We start from the raw sequence: 16,911 nt of genomic DNA, 5'->3' as shown, positions 1-16,911 counted from the left end.
AGGGGGTGCTGGATTTTCATTGCGGCGATATTGCAAAACGGAATGCCGAGATTCCCGGTGCCGCCGCGGGGGGAACGGGGAGCCGGGGTTCGGGGGGTGTGAACGAGTTGTCCCGCGCAGGGGCCAAGGGGGCCGGCGCGGGTGGTGCGGGGGCGCGAGTGGCGCAGGGGTCGCCGCGCATGCCGGGGGCGTCATGCGCGGCGACCCCTGGTTCGGGGGCCTGCTCCCGCGGCCGGATCCGGCGGCGGGGTCGGGCAGGGGTCGTCCGGGGGTCGGACGACGGGGTCAGGCGACGGCGGGGAAGGTGAACCGGACGGCGGTCAGCCGCTCCGACAGCTCCCACAGGCGCTTGCCGGTCTCGGCGTCGGCGGCGGACGGGGCCAGCTGGACCACCTTCGGGGCGCCGCGCAGCTCGGCCATCCCGCTCGGTCCGATGAACTGCCCGGCCTCGACGTCCGGGGCGGTGGCGGCGAACAGCTGGGGCAGCGCGCCCTGGTCCGGGGCCTGGGCGAGCGGGGTCAGGATGCGGCCGAAGAGCACCTTCACCATGCCGACCGGGGAACTGGTCTGGAGGTTGGTGGCGGTGTAGCCGGGGTGCGCGAGCAGGCTGCGGACCGGGCTGCCGGCCGCGGTGAGGCGCTGGTGCAACTCCCAGCCGAACGCGGCGTTGGCGAACTTGGACTGGTTGTAGTAGCCCATCGGCGAGTACTTGCGCTCGCCGGAGAGGTCGTCGAAGAAGACCTTCCCCTGCCGGTGGTTGGTCGAGCTCACCGTGACCACCCGGGGGTCCTTGCCCTCGGCCAGCAGGTCGAGCAGCAGCCCGGTGAGGGCGAAGTGGCCGAGGTGGTTGGCGGCGAACTGGATCTCGTGACCCTGCGCGTTCAGCGTCCGCGGCGGCGCCATCACGCCCGCGTTGTTGACGAGGACGTCCGGGCGGGTCCCGTCGACGCGCAGCCGTTCGGCGAAGGAGCGGACCGAGTCGAGGTCGGCCAGGTCGAGGCGGCGCACCTCCAGGCGGGCGCCCGGCTGCGCGGCCGTGATCTCCGCGGCGGCCCGTCGGCCCTTGACCTCGTCGCGCACGGCGAGGATCACCTGGCCGCCCTTGCGGGCGATCGCCCGGGTGGTCGCCAGGCCGAGGCCGCTGTTCGCCCCGGTGACGACGAACACCCGCCCTGTCTGGTCCGGAATCAGATCGGCGGTCCAGCCCTGCTGCTTCGTCATGCGTCACACGTTGCCCTACCTGTCACCGAGTGTCAAGCGCGCCCTTAGGGGTCAAAGACGGCGCGGCGTGTAACATGAGGGGGTGACTACCCGCCCTGAAGCGAGCCTGGCCCAGCGCAAGCGTCAGCTGGTCTCCGACGAGCTGTCCCAGGCCGCGCTGAACCTCCTGGCGCAGAAGGGGTTCGACGCGGTCACGGTCGACGAGATCGCGGCCGCCGCCGGCATGTCCAAGCGCACCTTCTTCCGCTACTTCGCGTCCAAGGAGGACGTGGTCGTCCAGTTCCTCGGGGAGATGGGCGTCGGTATGCGGGCCGAGCTCGCCGGCAGGCCGGCCGAGGAGTCGCCGTCAGTGGCACTGCGGCACACCGTCTGGGTCTCCATCGACGCCTGCGCCGGCCATGCCGAGCAGGCGCTGCGGGTGGTGCAGCTGATCCTGGGTACGCCGGCGCTGCACGCCCGCTTCCTGGAGCGCCAGGCGCAGTGGCGCGACGAGCTGGCAGCCGAGCTGGCCGACCGGCTGGGCCTGGGCTCCGCGACCGGCCTCCACCCCCGGCTCGCTGCGGGGATGGCGCTGACCGCGTTCGACGTCGTCCTGCAGCTGTGGAGCGCCAGCGACGGCGCCGAGGACCCGGCCGAACTGACCGACCGCGCCTTCGCCACCATCGCCCCCGCCCTGGATGCCCTGCCGGGCTAGGGCTGGGCCCGGGCCGGGAGCGCCGGAACGACGGCGCGCCGGAGCGCTCCGAGGCGCATTCCCGGAACGCGTGCCGGTACGCCGAACGGCTCCGGGCGATCGCGCCGAGGGGCGGGGTGGGGCGGCCTGGTACCGCCCCTGGGTCGGCATGGGGCGCTCGCCGAGCGGGTCGAAGAAGGTGGCCGCGTAGGGGTGGGCGCGGGGGCCGAGACCGTTTCGGTCGGCGTGCAGAATCTGATCGATCGTCAAGTGCGCTGTCCCGGTGGCGTTTTCCTGGGCGGTCCGGCGATCGCTCGGCGGCGCAGTGAAGCTGGTCGCCGATGTACCCGGTGCCGGGGGTGCCGTACTCGCGCGGCCCGGGCGCGGTGGAGGTCCGGATCGGCTCGCCCGCGGTGCAGCCGGCGGCGCCGGTCCGGGTGAACGTGCGAAGGCCGGCGGTGCAGTCGGTGATCGCGCGGTCGAAGGCCCCGACGACAGTGCCGGACGGCGGTGCGGGAGTTCGGAATTCCCGCACCGCATTGGTTCCCCCCGGGCCGAGGGTGCGTGTCGGGCGAACTGCGAGCACGGCCGCCGGGAGCCGTTTGCCACCCCTGTTCGGGGCCGGCCGGGCCCCGCCCCAGGGGCGAAAGAGTTCCTTGACATGGCACGACAAGATCCGTATCGTCCCAGGTGGGAGGGGGCGCCGGGGTGTCGATGGAAATTCTCCAGTACTGACCGGCGGAATATGTGAGCAATCGGTGGTGATCTGGTTTCCCCGCCGGCCGGCCCGGAATGGCCGGGCCCGACCGCCGCGCGGACGGCGGGGGCGACGGGGGTCGTCGTGGTTCGACGGCAGGCCAGGTAGGGGCGTTGGGGCGGCTGACGGCCGGGTGGTTCGCGGTACTGCCGCAGCCCTCGTGCGGGTCGGGTCCGGCCCCGTCGAGGGGGATTCCGGCAGGCACTGTCGGAGTGTGTGAAGGATTCCCCCGTGTGTCGTCCGCGGAATCTCGGAAGTTCTGTTCGACCCCCTTTGTCAAGGCTTTTCGACAGAGCTTTTCCATTGACCCGGAGCGGTTTCTCCGGGTGCAATCCTGCAATGCGCGAGTTGGTTTCTTCATGAGTCATTTTGTGGCGAAGCTCTATGCCGGCAAATCGGTAGTCATCACCGGTGGGGCTTCGGGTATCGGGTATGCGATGGCGCGGGAATTCGGCCTGCACGGCGCCGGTGTCGTGCTGGCCTCGCGCAGCGGGGACCGCCTGGACGCGGCCGCCCGGCGCCTGCGCGCCCTGGGTGTGCGGTGCGAGACGGCGGTCTGCGACGTCCGCAACGAGGACGAGGTCGCGCGCGCGGTCGAGCTGACCCTGGACCACTTCGGCGCGGTGGACGTGCTGGTGAACAATGCCGCCGCCAACTTCTGGTCACCGGCGGAGACCATGTCCGCCCGTTCGTTCCGGACCGTCGTCGACATCGATCTGCTGGGCACCTTCCACTGCACCCGGGCCGTCGTGCCGCACATGATCGAGCAGCAGAGCGGCGTGGTCCTCAATATCGTGGTCACCGACCCGCACCGGGGCTTCCCCTACTTCGCGCACGCGGCCGCCGCGAAGGCCGGTGTGCTGGGGCTCACCACGACCTGGGCGCGGGAGTGGGGGCGGCACGGGATCCGGGTCAACGCCATCGCCCCGGGGCCGACCCCGTCCGAGGGCGCCCTCAGCGGCATGGCGGTCGGCCGGCCCGACCTGCCGCCCTCCTTCGAGCGGCACGCCCAGCGGGTGCCGCTCGGCCGACTGGCCCGGCCCGAGGACACGGCCGCCGCGGCGCTGTTCCTGTGCAGCGACGCCGCCGCCTACATCACCGGGGTCAACCTCGCCGTCGACGGCGGGGTGTCGCTGCCCGTCCCGACCAGTGAACTCCCCTACGGGACAGGCGTTCCCGCGGACGGCGCGCCGACGGAGGCACCTGCCGGGAGCGGCTGAGCTCCCGCCCCGCGCGCTCCGCTCCCCACCCTTCGCTCCCCGTGCTCCGCCCTTTCACCCGTCACCTTCACCTTCACCTTCACCTTCGCCGTTCGCCTTTCGCGCCCGGACCGCCGACCGCCGACCACCCCGGTGGTCCGTCACCGTCACCGTGCGCCGCCGGACCCCCGGCGGCCGGCGCCCGCGATCCGAACCCCCGTCTTATCGATCGGGTGCCGCTCCCCGGTGCCCGGACAGGAGGACCCTCCATGACCCACGAGGACGACCGCATCGCGGTGATCGGCGTCGCCGGCCGCTTCCCGGGTGCTCCCGACGTGGAGACCTACTGGTCCAACGTACTGAGCGGCCGGGTGAGCGTCAGCGACCTGTCCGACGACACCCTCCGCGCGGCGGGCGTCCCGGAGTCCGCCGTCGCGGACCCCCACTACGTCAAGCGCGCCCCGCTGCTCGACCGGGTGGCGGACTTCGACGCCGGCCTGTTCGGGTTCAGCCCCCGCGAGGCCGAACTGCGGGACCCGCAGCAGCGGGTGTTCCTGGAGGTGGCGTACTCGGCGCTGGAGGACGCCGGGGTCGACCTGCGCGGCGGCGACTCGATCGGCGTCTTCGGCGGCGGCGCCACCAACCGGTACGCGGAGCTGAACGTCCGGCGCAACGCCAGGGCCACCCGCACCTACGGCGAGATCGGCATCCAGGCCGGCAACCACAACGACTACATCGCGACCATCGTCTCCTACAAGCTCGACCTGCGCGGCCCGGCCCTGACCGTCGCCACCGCCTGCTCGACCTCGCTGGTGGCGATCCACCTGGCCTGCCAGGCGCTGCGCAACGGCGACTGCGACGTCGCGGTGGCCGGCGGCGTCCAGCTGGAGCTCCCGCACGGCGGCGGCTACCGCTGGGTGCAGGGCGGGATCTTCTCCCGGGACGGCGTCTGCCGGCCGTTCGACAGCGCGGCGGACGGGACGATCTTCGGCGACGGCGCCGGGGCGGTCGTGCTCAAGCCGCTCGCGGACGCGCTGCGCGACGACGACCGGATCCTCGCGGTGGTCCGCGGTTCGGCGATCAACAACGACGGCAGCCGCAAGGCCGGGTTCGCCGCGCCCAGTGTCGACGGCCAGTTCGGCGCCGTCCACGAGGCGCTGGCGGTGTCCGGGGTGGAGGTCTCCGAGGTCGGGTACCTGGAGGCCCACGGCACCGGCACCGCGCTGGGCGACCCGCTGGAGGTCGAGGCGCTCACCCGGGCCTACCGGCGGTTCACCGACCGGACCGGCTTCTGCCGGCTCTCCTCGGTCAAGGGCAACGTCGGCCACCTCGGCCCCGCCTCGGGCATCGCCGGGTTCATCAAGGCCGTGCTCGCGGTCGACCGCGGCATCATGCCCGGGACGGCCAACTTCACCGCGCCGAACGAGCTGATCGACCTTTCCGCCTCGCCGTTCACGCTGAGCGCGCGCACCGAGCCCTGGGCGCCCGGGCCGCGGATCGCCGGCGTCAGCTCCTTCGGCATCGGCGGTACCAACGCCCACGTCGTCATCGAGCAGGCCCCGCAGCGGGTCCGCGGCCGGGACGAGGCGCCGGGCGCCGTGGTGCTGCCGCTCGCCGCCGCCTCCGCGGCCTCGGTGCGGGCCATGGCGGAGCGCCTGGCCGACCACCTGGCCGGGACCGGCTCCGCGCTGCCGGACGTCGCCAGGGCGCTGCACCGCCGCCCGCTGGACCACCCGCACCGGCTGGTGGTGACGGGCGACGACGCGGACACCCTCGCCGAGGCCCTGAGCGAACTGGCCCGCCGGGGCTCCGAGCCGGTCGGCGAGGCGCCGGACGTGGTGTTCGTGCTGCCCGGCGAGGGCGCCCAGCACCCGGCCATGGCGAGCGGACTCCACGCCGGGGAGCCGGTGTTCCGGGAGGCCTTCGACCACTGCCTGGAGCTGTTCGGCCCGGTGCTCGACAAGGAGCTGCGGGAACTGCTGCTGCACGGCGGCCCGCAGGCGGCCGAGCGGCTCGGGGAGTCCCGGTACGCCCAGCCCGCGCTGTTCGCGGTGCAGTGGGCGCTCGGGCGGCTCTGGGAGTCCTGGGGTGTCACCCCCGACGCCGTGCTCGGCCACGGGGTCGGCGAGGTCGCCGCGGCCGCCCTGGCCGGGGTCCTCGACCTCGCCGACGCCGCCCGGCTGGTGGTCCGCCGCGCCGAGCTGGTCGCCGCCTCGCCGGCCGGAGGGCTGCTGGGTGTGCCGCTGCCGCAGGCCGAGGCGGCCGCCCTGGCCGAGGAGCACGGGGTCTGGGTGGCCGCCGAGGACGGCCCGCGGGCCTGTGTACTGGCCGGACCGGCCGAGGCCCTGGCCGAGGTCCGTGCCCTGCTGGAGGCCCAGGGCCGCCGGGTCGGCGTGCCGGCCGCGGACCGCGCCTGCCACACCCCGCTGATGGCCGCCGCGGCGGAGGAACTCAGCGCCCTGGCCGGGGAGTCGGACCCGCGCCCGCCGGTGGTGCGCTGGTTCTCCGGTCTAACCGGTGCCGCCGTCACCGACGCGCAGGCGGTCGACCCGGCGCACTGGGGCCGCCAGCTCTCCGGACGGGTGCGGTTCCGGGAGGCGGTCGAGGCGGCGGGCGCCGACCGGGCCTGTGCGTTCGTCGAGCTCGGGCCCGGGCAGTCGCTCGCGCCGGCGATCCGGCGGGCCGCGGCCAGGGCCCCGCAGGACTGGTCCGTCGCGGTCTCGCTCCCCTCCCAGGCCACTGCCGACGCCTCGGCGGTCCTCTGCGCCGCCGCGACCGGGCTGTGGCAGCAGGGCGTCCCCGTCCGCTGGCGGGCCGTCTCCGGGCAGCACCCGCGGATCCCCGCCGCCGTGCCCGGCTACGTCTTCGACCGGTCGTCGTTCTGGATCGACCCGGACCCGGTGGAGCCCGTCGCGGCCCCGGGCACGGACACCGCCGCGGCCGGTCCGGCGCGGTCCGCGGCGGGCACGGACGCCGAGGCGCCCGTGGACGACCGCATCACCGTCCCCGGCTGGCGCGAGCGGCCGCTCGACGGGAGCGCCGACGCGTCGGTGGACACCGCCGGCCGGCACTGGCTGCTGCTCGGCGACACCGAGGAGCGCTGCGCCGGCTTCGCGGAGCGGCTCCGCGGTGACGCCGCGACGGTGACCTCGGTCGTGGTCGGAGCCGCCGACAGCGAGCGGGCACTGGCCCGGGTGGCCGAGGAACTCCGCGCCCACGAGGGCCCGTTGGAGATCGTCCAGCTGTGCCTCCTGGGCGGTCGCCCGGACGGTCTCGACGACGGGGCCGCGGCCGAGCACTGGCTGGACCGGGGCTACCGGGCGCTGCTGGACACCGTCCGGGAGCTCGCCCGGAGCGGTCGGCCGGGCCGTCCGGTCCGGCTCACCGTGCTCGGCGACCGGATCCGGGACGTCTCCGGCACCGAGGCCGTCGAGCCGGCCAAGGCCGCCGCCGTCCCGCTGCTGCAGATCGCCGCCCAGGAGTCAGAGCGGCTGCGCACCCGGGTGATCGACGCCGGGCCCGGGACGGCGGACGGCGGTGACGGGCCGTCGGCCCGCACCCTGCGCGCGGTGCTGGCCGAGGACCGCGGCGCCCGCTGGGAGCAGCTGGCCGTGCGCGGGACCAGGGTGTGGACGCCCGACTACCGCCCGGTGGAACCCGCCACGCTGGCGGCCGAGCCGGAGGTGGCCGACGGCGACGTCTGGCTGGTGACCGGCGGCCTGGGTGCCCTGGGCCTGATCGCCGCCGAACGGCTGGCCGCACTGGGCCGGGTCCGGCTCGCGCTGCTGGGCCGTCGCGGCCTGCCGGCCCGGGAGCACTGGCACTCCGGCGCCGGTCTGACCGCCGACCAGCTGGCCGCCGTGGCGGCGATCACCCGGATCGAGGCGACCGGTGCGACCGTGCTGCCGCTGGCCGGGGACGTCGCCGACCGGGACGCCCTGGCGGCCGCGGTCGCCCGGGCCAGGGCCGAACTCGGGCCGGTCCGCGGGGTGGTGCACGCGGCCGGGGTGACCGGCGGCGGCATGATCGCGGTCAAGGACCGCGCGACCTCGGAGCGGGTGCTCGCCCCGAAGGTGCGCGGCACCCTGCTGCTCGACGAACTCCTGGGCGACGAGCCCGAGTTCTTCATGCTGTTCTCCTCGGTCGCGGCGCTCAGCGGCCAGTTCGGCCTGGCCGACTACGGCGCGGCCAACGCCTTCCTGGACTCCTTCGCGCACGACCGCGCCCGGCGCCGGCCCGGGCGCACCGTCTCGGTGAACTGGCCCTCCTGGGACGGCGCCGGGATGGCCGCCGACAGCTCGGCCCAGGCCTCGCGCCACGACCCCCGGTGGCGCTCGGACGCGGGCGTCGGGATCACCGCGCGTCCGGACGGCCCCGAGGGCGCCTTCGAGGTCGTGCTGACGCCCGAGGCCTGGCTGCTCGACGAGCACCGGCTGAACGGCGTGCCGATGCTGCCCGGCACCGGCTACCTGGAGCTGGTGCTGCGCGCCGCCCGCACCCTCCACCCCGGGCCGCTGCGGCTCTCCGACGTCACGTTCACCGCGCCGCTGCCGGTCGACGGTCCGGTCCGGCTCGCGCTGACCCTGGAGCCGGACGGCGCCGGACGGCGGTTCAGGGTCACCTCGGAGCACGGCGGCAGGACCGTGCAGCACGCCGGCGGCACCGTCACCCCGGTGGCGGAGGAGATGCCGGTGCACGACCTCGGCCGGCTGCGCGCCGAGCACCCCGAGCCCCGGCCGCTGCCGGAGTACAACGACGGCTCCGGGCTGATGACGGTCGGCCCGCGCTGGCACAACCTGCGGCGGATCGCCGCGGGCGGGGAGACCGTCCTGGCCGAACTGTCGCTGCCGGTCGCGCACGCCGCGGACGTCGCGACGGAGCAGCTGCACGCGGCCCTGCTGGACTGCGCCACCTCCTTCGCGCTGCCGCTGCCGGAGGGCGTCAACGCGCTGCCCTTCGCGTACCGGGAGATCGTCGTCCGGGAGGCGCTGCCGGCGACCGTCACGGCACTGGTCACCCCGCACGCCGACGCTGCCCGCGGCACGCTGGTCCGGGACCTCGCGCTGCTGGACGAGGCCGGGCGCGAGGTGGTAACCGTGCGCGGGTTCACGCTGCGGGTGATCGACCGGGCGATGGCGGCCCAGGCCGTCGAGCGGCTGCGCCGGACCGGCGGGGACGCCGGCGGCGAGGCCGCCGCGGGTACCCCGGGCACGCCTTCCGCCGTGCCCGTCCTGCCCGCCGTCCCGGCCGACCCGGAGCGGGCCGGGGTCGAGGACTCCGTACTCGACCCGGTCCTGGGCGCCCGGCTGTTCACCGGGCTGCTGGCCCGGGACCTCGGCCCGCAGGTGGTGATCGCCCCCGAGGGGCTGCGCCGCAAGCTCGACCGCGTCCGCGCGTTCACCCAGGCTTCCCTGCGGGGCGGCCGGGAGGCGGCGGTGGCGGAACCGCTCGTCGAGGCCGTGGCGGTACCGGCGGCTGTTGGGGCTGTGGTGCCGGTCGGTGGTCCGGTGGCCGAGTTGTGGGCGGAGGTGCTGGGTGCCGCGGGTGGTCCGGAGGTGGACTTCTTCGACGCCGGTGGTGACAGTCTGGCGGCCATTCAGCTGGTGGACCGGATCCGGGACGAGTTGGGGGTCGAGCTGCCGATCTCGGCGATGTTCGACCATCCGACCCTCGGCGAGCTCCAGCGCGTCGTGGCGGAGGCGCTTCCCGGGGCGGCGGTGACGCCGGCAGCGGTACCGGCGGCCGTGGCGGCGGTCGGGGCCGTGGTGCCGGTCGGTGGTCCGGTGGCTGAGTTGTGGGCGGAGGTGCTGGGTGCCGCGGGTGGTCCGGAGGAGGATTTCTTCGACGCCGGTGGTGACAGTCTGGCGGCGATCCAGTTGGTGGACCGGATCCGGGACGAGTTGGGGGTCGAGCTGCCGATCTCGGCGATGTTCGACCACCCGACCCTCGGCGAGCTCCAGCGCACCGTGGCGGAGGCCCTCCATGGCTGAGCGACCCGCGCGCCCCGGCCGGGCGGCCCACCACATCCCGCTGGACACCGGCGCGTTCGCGCTCTGGGACCAGTTCGTCGTCCGCACCGCCGGCATGCCGGCGGAGTGGGTCGACCGGCTCGCGACCGACCCCGCGCCGCCGACGGCGGACGAGCGGCCGGACGCGTACGCCGCCCGCTTCGAGCAGGCGGCGCGGAGCTCGGCCGAGGCCCTCCTGGAGGTGGCCCGGGAGCCGCTCTTCCGGGAGGCCGTGGCCTGGCAGAACCCGAAGCTGGTGGTCACCCACCTCGACGGCTTCGCGGCCCGCCCGCTGCCCGAGCGGCGCAACAACCGGGTCCGGGAGAAGGAGACCGTCCTCACCCGCTACGTGCAGCGCTACTGCACCAAGAACGACACCATCGGCTTCTTCGGGCCGGTCGCCTGGGGCACCGTCGACGACGGCGACGGGATGCGGGTGGACACGGGGGCCGGGCTGCTGTCCGCGCGCTCCGTCTACTTCGAGGTGTGGGCCGTGGACGCGGTCGCGGACGCGCTGCTGGAGCGGCACGGCCTGCGCCCGTGGGTCGCGCCGCGCCGCAACCCCTCGGTGGAGCTGCGCGGCGGGGTGGCGGTGGCGCCCTACCGCGCGCCGATCACCCTCGACGAGCTGTCCGCCGTGCTGCTCGCCGCCGCCAACGGCACCCGCTCCGCCCGGGAACTGGCCGAGGAGGCGAGCTGGCTCGGTCTGCTCGACCCCGCGGACGAGCAGGCCGTCCCGGAGCGGCTGGCCGCGCTCGAACGCCGCGGCCTGCTGCGCTGGGACCTGACCGTGCCGCTCGGTTCCCGGCCGGAGCAGGACCTGCGCGCGCGGCTGCTGGCCTGCGCGCAGGACGGACCGGTCCGGGCCGCGCTCGCCGAGCTGGACCGGCTGATCGCGGCCCGCGACCGGGTGGCCGCGGCGGCCGGGGACCCGGACGCGGTGGTGGCGGCGGTCGCCGCGCTGCACCGGGAGTTCGAGGAGGTCACCGGGGCCGGCGCCTACCGCAGGGACGGCGAGTTCGGGGCGGGCCGGACGGTGGTGTACGAGGACACCGTCCGGGACGTGGAGCTGAGGCTCGGCCGGTCGGCCGTGGCCGCCTTCGGCCCCGCCCTCGCACTGGTCCTGGAGTCCGCGCGCTGGCTGACCCACGAGGTCGCCCGGGAGTACCTGCGGATCGCCGACGAGCTGTACGACGGGCTGGTCGCGCGCGACCCGGACGGCCCCGTCCGGCTGAGCTCGCTCACCCTGCTGCTCGGCCCGCACCTGGTGGGCGCGGAGGCCGTCGTCCCGGCCCAGGTGTCGTCCCGGCTGCGGGAGCGGTGGTGGGCGCTGCTCGCCGACGCGGTGGAGCGGGCCGACGGGCCGGTCACCCTGGACTCGGCGGAGCTGCGCGCGGCCGTGCGCGAGACCTTCGACTGTCCGCGGGCCGGCTGGACGGCGGCCCGCTACCACAGCCCCGACCTGATGGTCAGCGCGGCGGACCCGGCCGATGTCGCGTCCGGCGACGCGCTGTTCGTGCTCGGCGAGCTGCACGCCGCCGTCAACACCACCGAGAACCGGGTGTTCTGCGCCCAGCACCCCGACCCGGCCCAGCTGCTGGAACGGGTCGAGCGGGACGGCATCGGGCACCGCGTGGTGCCGATGCTGCCCAAGGAGTGGCGGGCCGTCACCTCCCGCACCTTCCCGCCGCTCGCCCTGCTGTCGCCCACGTACACCTACTGGTCGATCGGCAATGACCCGGGCGGTGCGCCCACCACCGCGGTGCTGCCCGCCGCCGGGCTGACGATCACCCGCGAGGACGGCGTGCTGTGGGTGGGCGACGCCGGGGGCGGCTTCCGGGCCGAGCTGCTGGAGGTGCTCGGCGAGCTGCTCTCCATGGTCACCGTGAACGCCTTCGGGATGGTCCCCGACCTGCCGCACGTCCCCCGGATCACGATCGACGGCCTGGTGGTGGTGCGGGAGACCTGGCGGGTGCCGGCCGACGGCCTCGGCCTGGGCGCCTCGCCGGACGAGGCTGCGGACCACCGGGCGTTCGGGCTGCTGGCCGAGCGGCTGGGCCTGCCCCGGCGGACCTTCGTCCGGGTCACCGGGGAGCGCAAGCCGGTGTACGTCGACGCGCGGAACCCGCTGCTGGTCCGTTCGCTGCTGCGGATGGTCCGCAAGGCGGCCAAGGAGGGCCCGGCCGAACTCGTGATCAGCGAGATGCTGCCGGACCCCGACGGGCTGTGGCTGTCCCGGCCCGGCATCGGGCGGTACACGACGGAGTTCCGCTTCGTCGCCGTCGACCACCACGGCCTGGAGCCCGGCGGCGGCGAGGACCGCGACGGCTCGGGCCACGTCGGCGAGGGCCACGTCGGCGAGGACCACGTCGGCGAGGACCGGGACGGCGTCGACCGCCGAGGAAGCGAGTAGCGAGGCAGTGAGCAGCGAGGAAGTGAGCCGCGTGGCCGAACCGCAGACCCCCACCACTCTCACGGACCTGGTCGAGGACCAGGTCCGCCGCACCCCGGACGCCGTGGCGGTCGAGGACGGCCGGGAGGCCCTCGACTACCGGGGGCTCTGGGAGCTGGCCGGCGCGATCGCCGGCGAGTTGGTGGCCCGCGGCGTCCGGCCGGGCGAGGTGGTCGCGGTGCTGATGCCGCGCGGAGCCGTCCTGGTGGCGGCCGTCCTCGGCGTGCTCAGGGCCGGGGGCGCCTATCTGGCGGTCGACCCCGACCAGCCCGCCGAGCGGCTGCGCGGCATGCTCGCCGATGCCGGGGTGCGGCAGGTGGTGGTCTCCGGGCCCCCGCCGGCCGGCGCGCTCCCGGAGGGCACCGGGCTGACGGACCTCGGGCACCGGCGGCCCGGCGCGGCGCCCTCGGCCGTCGGTCCCGACCGGCCGCTGCCCGAGGTCGGCCCGGGGCACGCGGCCTACGCGGTCTTCACCTCCGGCTCCACCGGCCGCCCCAAGGGCGTGCTGAACGAGCACGGGGCGATCGCCCGGAAGGTCGGCTGGCTGGCCCGGACGGTCCCGCTCGGACCGGACGACACCGTGCTGCACAAGACCGCCTACGCCTTCGACTACTCGGTCTGCGAACTCTTCTGGCCCCTGGTGTGCGGCGCCCGGCTGCTGGTGGTGCCCTCCGGGGCGCACGGCGACCCGGTCCGACTGGTCGGGATGATGCGGGAACACCGGGTCACGGTCGCCCAGTTCGTGCCCTCGATGCTCGAAGTCCTGATGGAGGACCGGCGCTTCGCCCGGCTCGACGCCCTGCGGGTCCTGGTGGTCGGCGGGGAGGCCCTGCCGGAGCCGCTGCTGCGCCGGCTGCGCGAGCACAGCACCGCGACCGTGGTCAATCCCTACGGTCCGGCCGAGTGCTCGGTCTTCGCCACCTGCTGGGTCTCCCGGGCCGGGGACGGCCGGCCGGTCACCATCGGCCCCGCGGTGGCCGGCTCGCGGCTGTCCGTCCGGGACGGTGACGGCCACGAGGTCGCGCCGGGCGAGGACGGCGAGCTCTGGATCGGCGGCCCCGGGGTGGGCCGCGGCTACCTCGGGCGGCCCGAGCTGACCGCCAGGGCCTTCCTGCCCGACCCGGACGCCCCGGGCGGCCGGCTGTACCGCACCGGCGACCTGGTCCGGCTGCGCCCGGACGGCGAGTACGACTACGTCGGCCGGATCGACGACCAGGTGAAGATCCACGGCCAGCGGATCGAGCCCGGCGAGGTCCGCCGGCTGCTGATGGCCGCCACCGGTGCGAGCCGGGCGGCCGTGCTGCCGTTCCTGGACCCGCTGGGCGACCGGGCGCTGGCGGCCTTCCTGGTGCCGGGGGAGCGGCCCCGCCCGGCCCCGGCCGAACTGCGGGCCCTGCTCGCGGCCCGGCTGCCGGCCGCGATGATCCCGAGCGCGATCGAGTGGCTGGACGCGCTGCCGGTCGCCGCCACCGGCAAGCTCGACCGGGCGGCGCTGCTGGCGCTGGTCACCGCGCGGCCGGACGGCGCGGCCGGGCCGGCGACCGGCCGGGACCCCGGCGAGAACCCCGGCCGGGACGCCCCGCCGGACCCGGGCCGGGACGTCGGGACCGCGCTCGCCGCCCTGTGGGGCGAGCTGTTCGGGCGGACCGACATCGGCCCGGACGACGACTTCTTCGCCCTCGGCGGGCATTCGCTGCTCGCCGCCCGGCTGCTGGTCCGGCTGCGGGAGCGCTTCGGAGTGGTCCTGGAGATCCGCGAACTGCTCGCCGGGCCCACCGTCCGGGAGCTGGCCGCCCGGGTCCGCGCCGCCGCCCCGGTCGGGCCGGACGCCCCGGTCGGGCCGGGCCTCCCGCCCGGTCAGGACGTCCCGCTCGCCCCGGCCCAGCGCCGGATGTGGCTCCTGGAACAGCTGGAGCCCGGGCAGAGCGCCTACAACGTGGTCGACGTCTGGGAGCTCGAAGGCCCCGTCGACGAAACCGCGCTCGCCCACGCCGTCCGGGACCTGCTGGAGCGTCATGACGCCCTGCGCACCACCTTCCGCACGGTGGACGGCCGCCCGGTGCAGCACCGGCACGCCGCGCCCGCGAACGGCCTGGAGGTCCTGCCCCGGCCGCTGACCCCCGCCGCGGCCGAGCACCACCTCGCCCGGCTGGCCCGCACCCGCTTCGACCTGGGCACCGGGCCGCTCACCCGCTGGGCGCTGCTGCCGACCACCGACGGGCGCCGACTGCTCGCCCTGGTGGCCCACCACATGGTCCTGGACGGCTGGTCCGTCGAGGTGCTCTGGGACGAGCTGTCGGAGTGCTACCGGGCCCGCGCCGCCGGCCTGACCCCGGCGCTGCCCCCGGCGCCCTCCTACGCGGCGCACAGCGCCGAGGCCGCCGGGCAGGCGCCGCCCGCCGAACAGCTCGCCCACTGGACCGGGCGGTTGCGCGACCTGCCGGCCGCGCCGGACCTGCCGGTGCGGGCCGCCACCGGCCGGCCCGCGCCGGTCCGGGTGCGGCACGAGCTGCCCGAGGAGCTGGCGCGCAGGCTCGACACGGCCGCCCGTGAGCTGCGCTGCGCCCCGGCGGCCGTCCTGCTGGGCTGCTTCGCCACCGTGCTCGGCGCCTGGAGCGACCGCACCGACCTGGTGCTGGGCGCTCCGCTCAGCGGCCGGACCACCGCCGCCACGGGCGACACGGTCGGCTTCTTCAACGCGACCGTGGCCCTGCGGCTGGAGCTCGCCGAGGCGCTGCCGGAGACCGTCCGGCGGGCCCAGCGCGCGCTGACGGAGGCCCAGATGAACCAGGACGTGCCGTACGAGGAGGTCGTGGCCGCCGTCAGGGCGGGCAGCGGCGGCGGCCCGGCCCCGCTGTTCTCGGTCTGGTTCAACGCGCTGAGCTTCCCGGAGCGCGGACTGCGGCTGCCCGGTGCCACCGCCCGGCGGGCCGTCCCGCCGGTCTCCGGGGCCCCGTTCGACCTCACCCTCTACGTGGACCGGCGCGACGGGCGCACCGTGCTGGACGTGGTCTGCGACGCCGAGCGCTTCGACCCCCCGTGGGCGGAGTCGTTGGCCGAGCAGGTCACGGACACGCTGCGCACTCTCCTCGACGGCCCGGCCACCGGCACCGGCATCGGCACCGGCGTCGGCCCGGCCCCGGTTGCCGCACCGCGGCGGCCGGACGGGCGGTCGCTGGAGCAGCGGATCGCCGCCCACCCCGGCGACGCGCCCGCGGTCGTGGACGACCGGGGCACCTGCGACTACCGCGAACTGCGCGCCGCCGCCGCGGCCGTGCACGAGGCGCTGCACCGGGCCGGACTGCGCCCGGGGGAGCTGGTGCGGATCGCCGCGGCGGAGGGCCGCGACCTGGTCGCCTCGATCCTCGGGGCCTGGTCGGCCGACGCGGTCGTGCTGACCGAGGACCCGGCCCAGCCGAAGCCCTGGCGCGACCGCCTGGTCGAACGGGCCCGCCCGCACTGGACCCTCACCCACGGCGACGCGGGGCCGGTGGTGGCTCCCGCCGACCGCGCGGCGCCGCTCCCGGCGGAGCGGGTGCGCAGGCCCGCCGGCCGGTCCGCCACCGCGCGCTACGTCCTGGCGACCTCCGGGTCGACCGGCGAGCCCAAGCTGGTGCTGGGCGCGGCCGAGCCGCTCACGGCTTTCCTCGCGGACTGGTCGCACCGCTTCGGCCTCACCGCGCGGGACCGCTTCGTGCTGCTGTCCGGCCGCACCCACGACCCGATGCTCCGGGACCTGCTGCTGCCGTTGTGGAACGGCGCCTGCGTGGCCGTGCCCTCCGAGCGGACCAGGATCGCCCCGGAACGGATGCTCGCCGCCCTGGCCGGCTTCGGCCCGACGGTGCTGCACCTGACCCCGCTGATGGGCGACCTGCTGGCCCGCACCGCCGCCGGGGACACCGTGCTGGACCGGGTCCGGCTCACCTGCTTCGGCGGTGACCAGCTGTCCGGCGCCACCGTCGCGGCCTGGCGGCGGACGGCGCCCGCCACCCGGATCGTCACGATCTACGGGACCACCGAGACGCCGCAGGCCGCGAGCGCGGCGGAGGTCGCTCCCGACTGGGCCGGTCCGGCCCGTACCGGGCTCGGCGCCGGCGCGGTTGAGGCCCGGCTGACGGTGGTCGACCGGGCGGACCGGCCGCTGCCGGTGGGCGCGGTGGGCGAGATCGCGGTCCGCAGCCCGCTGCCCACCCTCGGGTACCTGGACGACGAGGACGGCACCGCCGAGGTCCACCGCCCCGACCCCTGGGGGGACCCGGGGCACTCGCTGATCCGCACCGGCGACCGCGGCCGGCTCCGCTGGGACGGCACGGTCGAGTTCCTCGGCCGCGCGGGCGGCACCGTCAAGGTGCGCGGCCACCGGGTCTCCCCGTCGGAGATCGCCCGTCGGCTGCGCGAGGCCCCCGGGGTCGCCCACGCCGCCGTGGCGCTGGACGCGGCGCCGGGGACGGCCCCGCGACTGGTCGCCTGCGTCGTCCCGCTCCCCGGCGGGACGCTGCACCCGGCCGAGGTCGGCGGCTGGCTGGCCGGTCGGCTGCCGGCCGGTCACCTGCCGGACGAGGTCGTGGTCCGGCCGTGGCTGCCGCTCACCGCCAACGGCA

General features: G+C 76.1%; 6 protein-coding genes. 5 read left to right on the top strand and 1 reads right to left on the bottom strand.

Features of this window, described 5'->3' with window-relative positions:
* Positions 1-285 precede the first annotated feature (285 nt).
* Positions 286-1,221: an oxidoreductase gene (locus tag VR45_RS27690; RefSeq protein WP_045942574.1), complete on the bottom strand. Its 936-nt coding sequence runs from the start codon at positions 1,219-1,221 to the stop codon at positions 286-288.
* An 82-nt stretch (positions 1,222-1,303) separates the two neighbouring features.
* Between VR45_RS27690 and VR45_RS27685 the strand changes: the two genes are divergently transcribed.
* The 5 genes from VR45_RS27685 to VR45_RS27665 form a co-directional block, all read left to right on the top strand.
* On the top strand, positions 1,304-1,915 hold the full coding sequence (locus tag VR45_RS27685; protein WP_045942573.1) for a TetR family transcriptional regulator: 612 nt from the start codon (positions 1,304-1,306) through the stop codon (positions 1,913-1,915).
* Between the two features lie 771 nt (positions 1,916-2,686).
* The gene (locus VR45_RS27680) at positions 2,687-3,871 is read left to right on the top strand and encodes an SDR family oxidoreductase (protein WP_353612723.1); all 1,185 of its coding nucleotides are present in this window, start codon (positions 2,687-2,689) and stop codon (positions 3,869-3,871) included.
* Positions 3,872-4,119: 248 nt separating this feature from the next.
* Positions 4,120-9,840 (top strand): type I polyketide synthase, encoded by a 5,721-nt coding sequence (locus tag VR45_RS27675; protein WP_045942572.1) that lies wholly within the window; start codon positions 4,120-4,122, stop codon positions 9,838-9,840.
* Positions 9,833-12,271: a lantibiotic dehydratase gene (locus VR45_RS27670; RefSeq protein ID WP_052709419.1), complete on the top strand. Its 2,439-nt coding sequence runs from the start codon at positions 9,833-9,835 to the stop codon at positions 12,269-12,271. The genes VR45_RS27675 and VR45_RS27670 overlap by 8 nt, the downstream gene beginning before the upstream one ends.
* A 31-nt stretch (positions 12,272-12,302) precedes the next feature.
* Positions 12,303-16,911: non-ribosomal peptide synthetase (locus VR45_RS27665; protein ID WP_045942571.1), on the top strand; the 4,609-nt coding region annotated here is incomplete at its 3' end.

This window comes from Streptomyces sp. NRRL S-495 (assembly GCF_000966955.1).
GTDB classification, from domain to species: domain Bacteria; phylum Actinomycetota; class Actinomycetes; order Streptomycetales; family Streptomycetaceae; genus Kitasatospora; species Kitasatospora purpeofusca.
The sequence above is the reverse complement of the archived record's forward strand: the minus strand, read 5'-3'. Positions and strand labels throughout refer to the sequence as shown.

What these genes read in the sequence shown, in the direction of transcription:
- VR45_RS27680 (WP_353612723.1), top strand. Translation starts at nt 2,687, where the DNA reads ATGGCCGGGCCCGACCGCCGCGCGGACGGCGGGGGCGACGGGGGTCGT.
- VR45_RS27690 (WP_045942574.1), bottom strand. Translation starts at nt 1,221, where the DNA reads ATGACGAAGCAGCAGGGCTGGACCGCCGATCTGATTCCGGACCAGACA.
- VR45_RS27675 (WP_045942572.1), top strand. Translation starts at nt 4,120, where the DNA reads ATGACCCACGAGGACGACCGCATCGCGGTGATCGGCGTCGCCGGCCGC.
- VR45_RS27670 (WP_052709419.1), top strand. Translation starts at nt 9,833, where the DNA reads ATGGCTGAGCGACCCGCGCGCCCCGGCCGGGCGGCCCACCACATCCCG.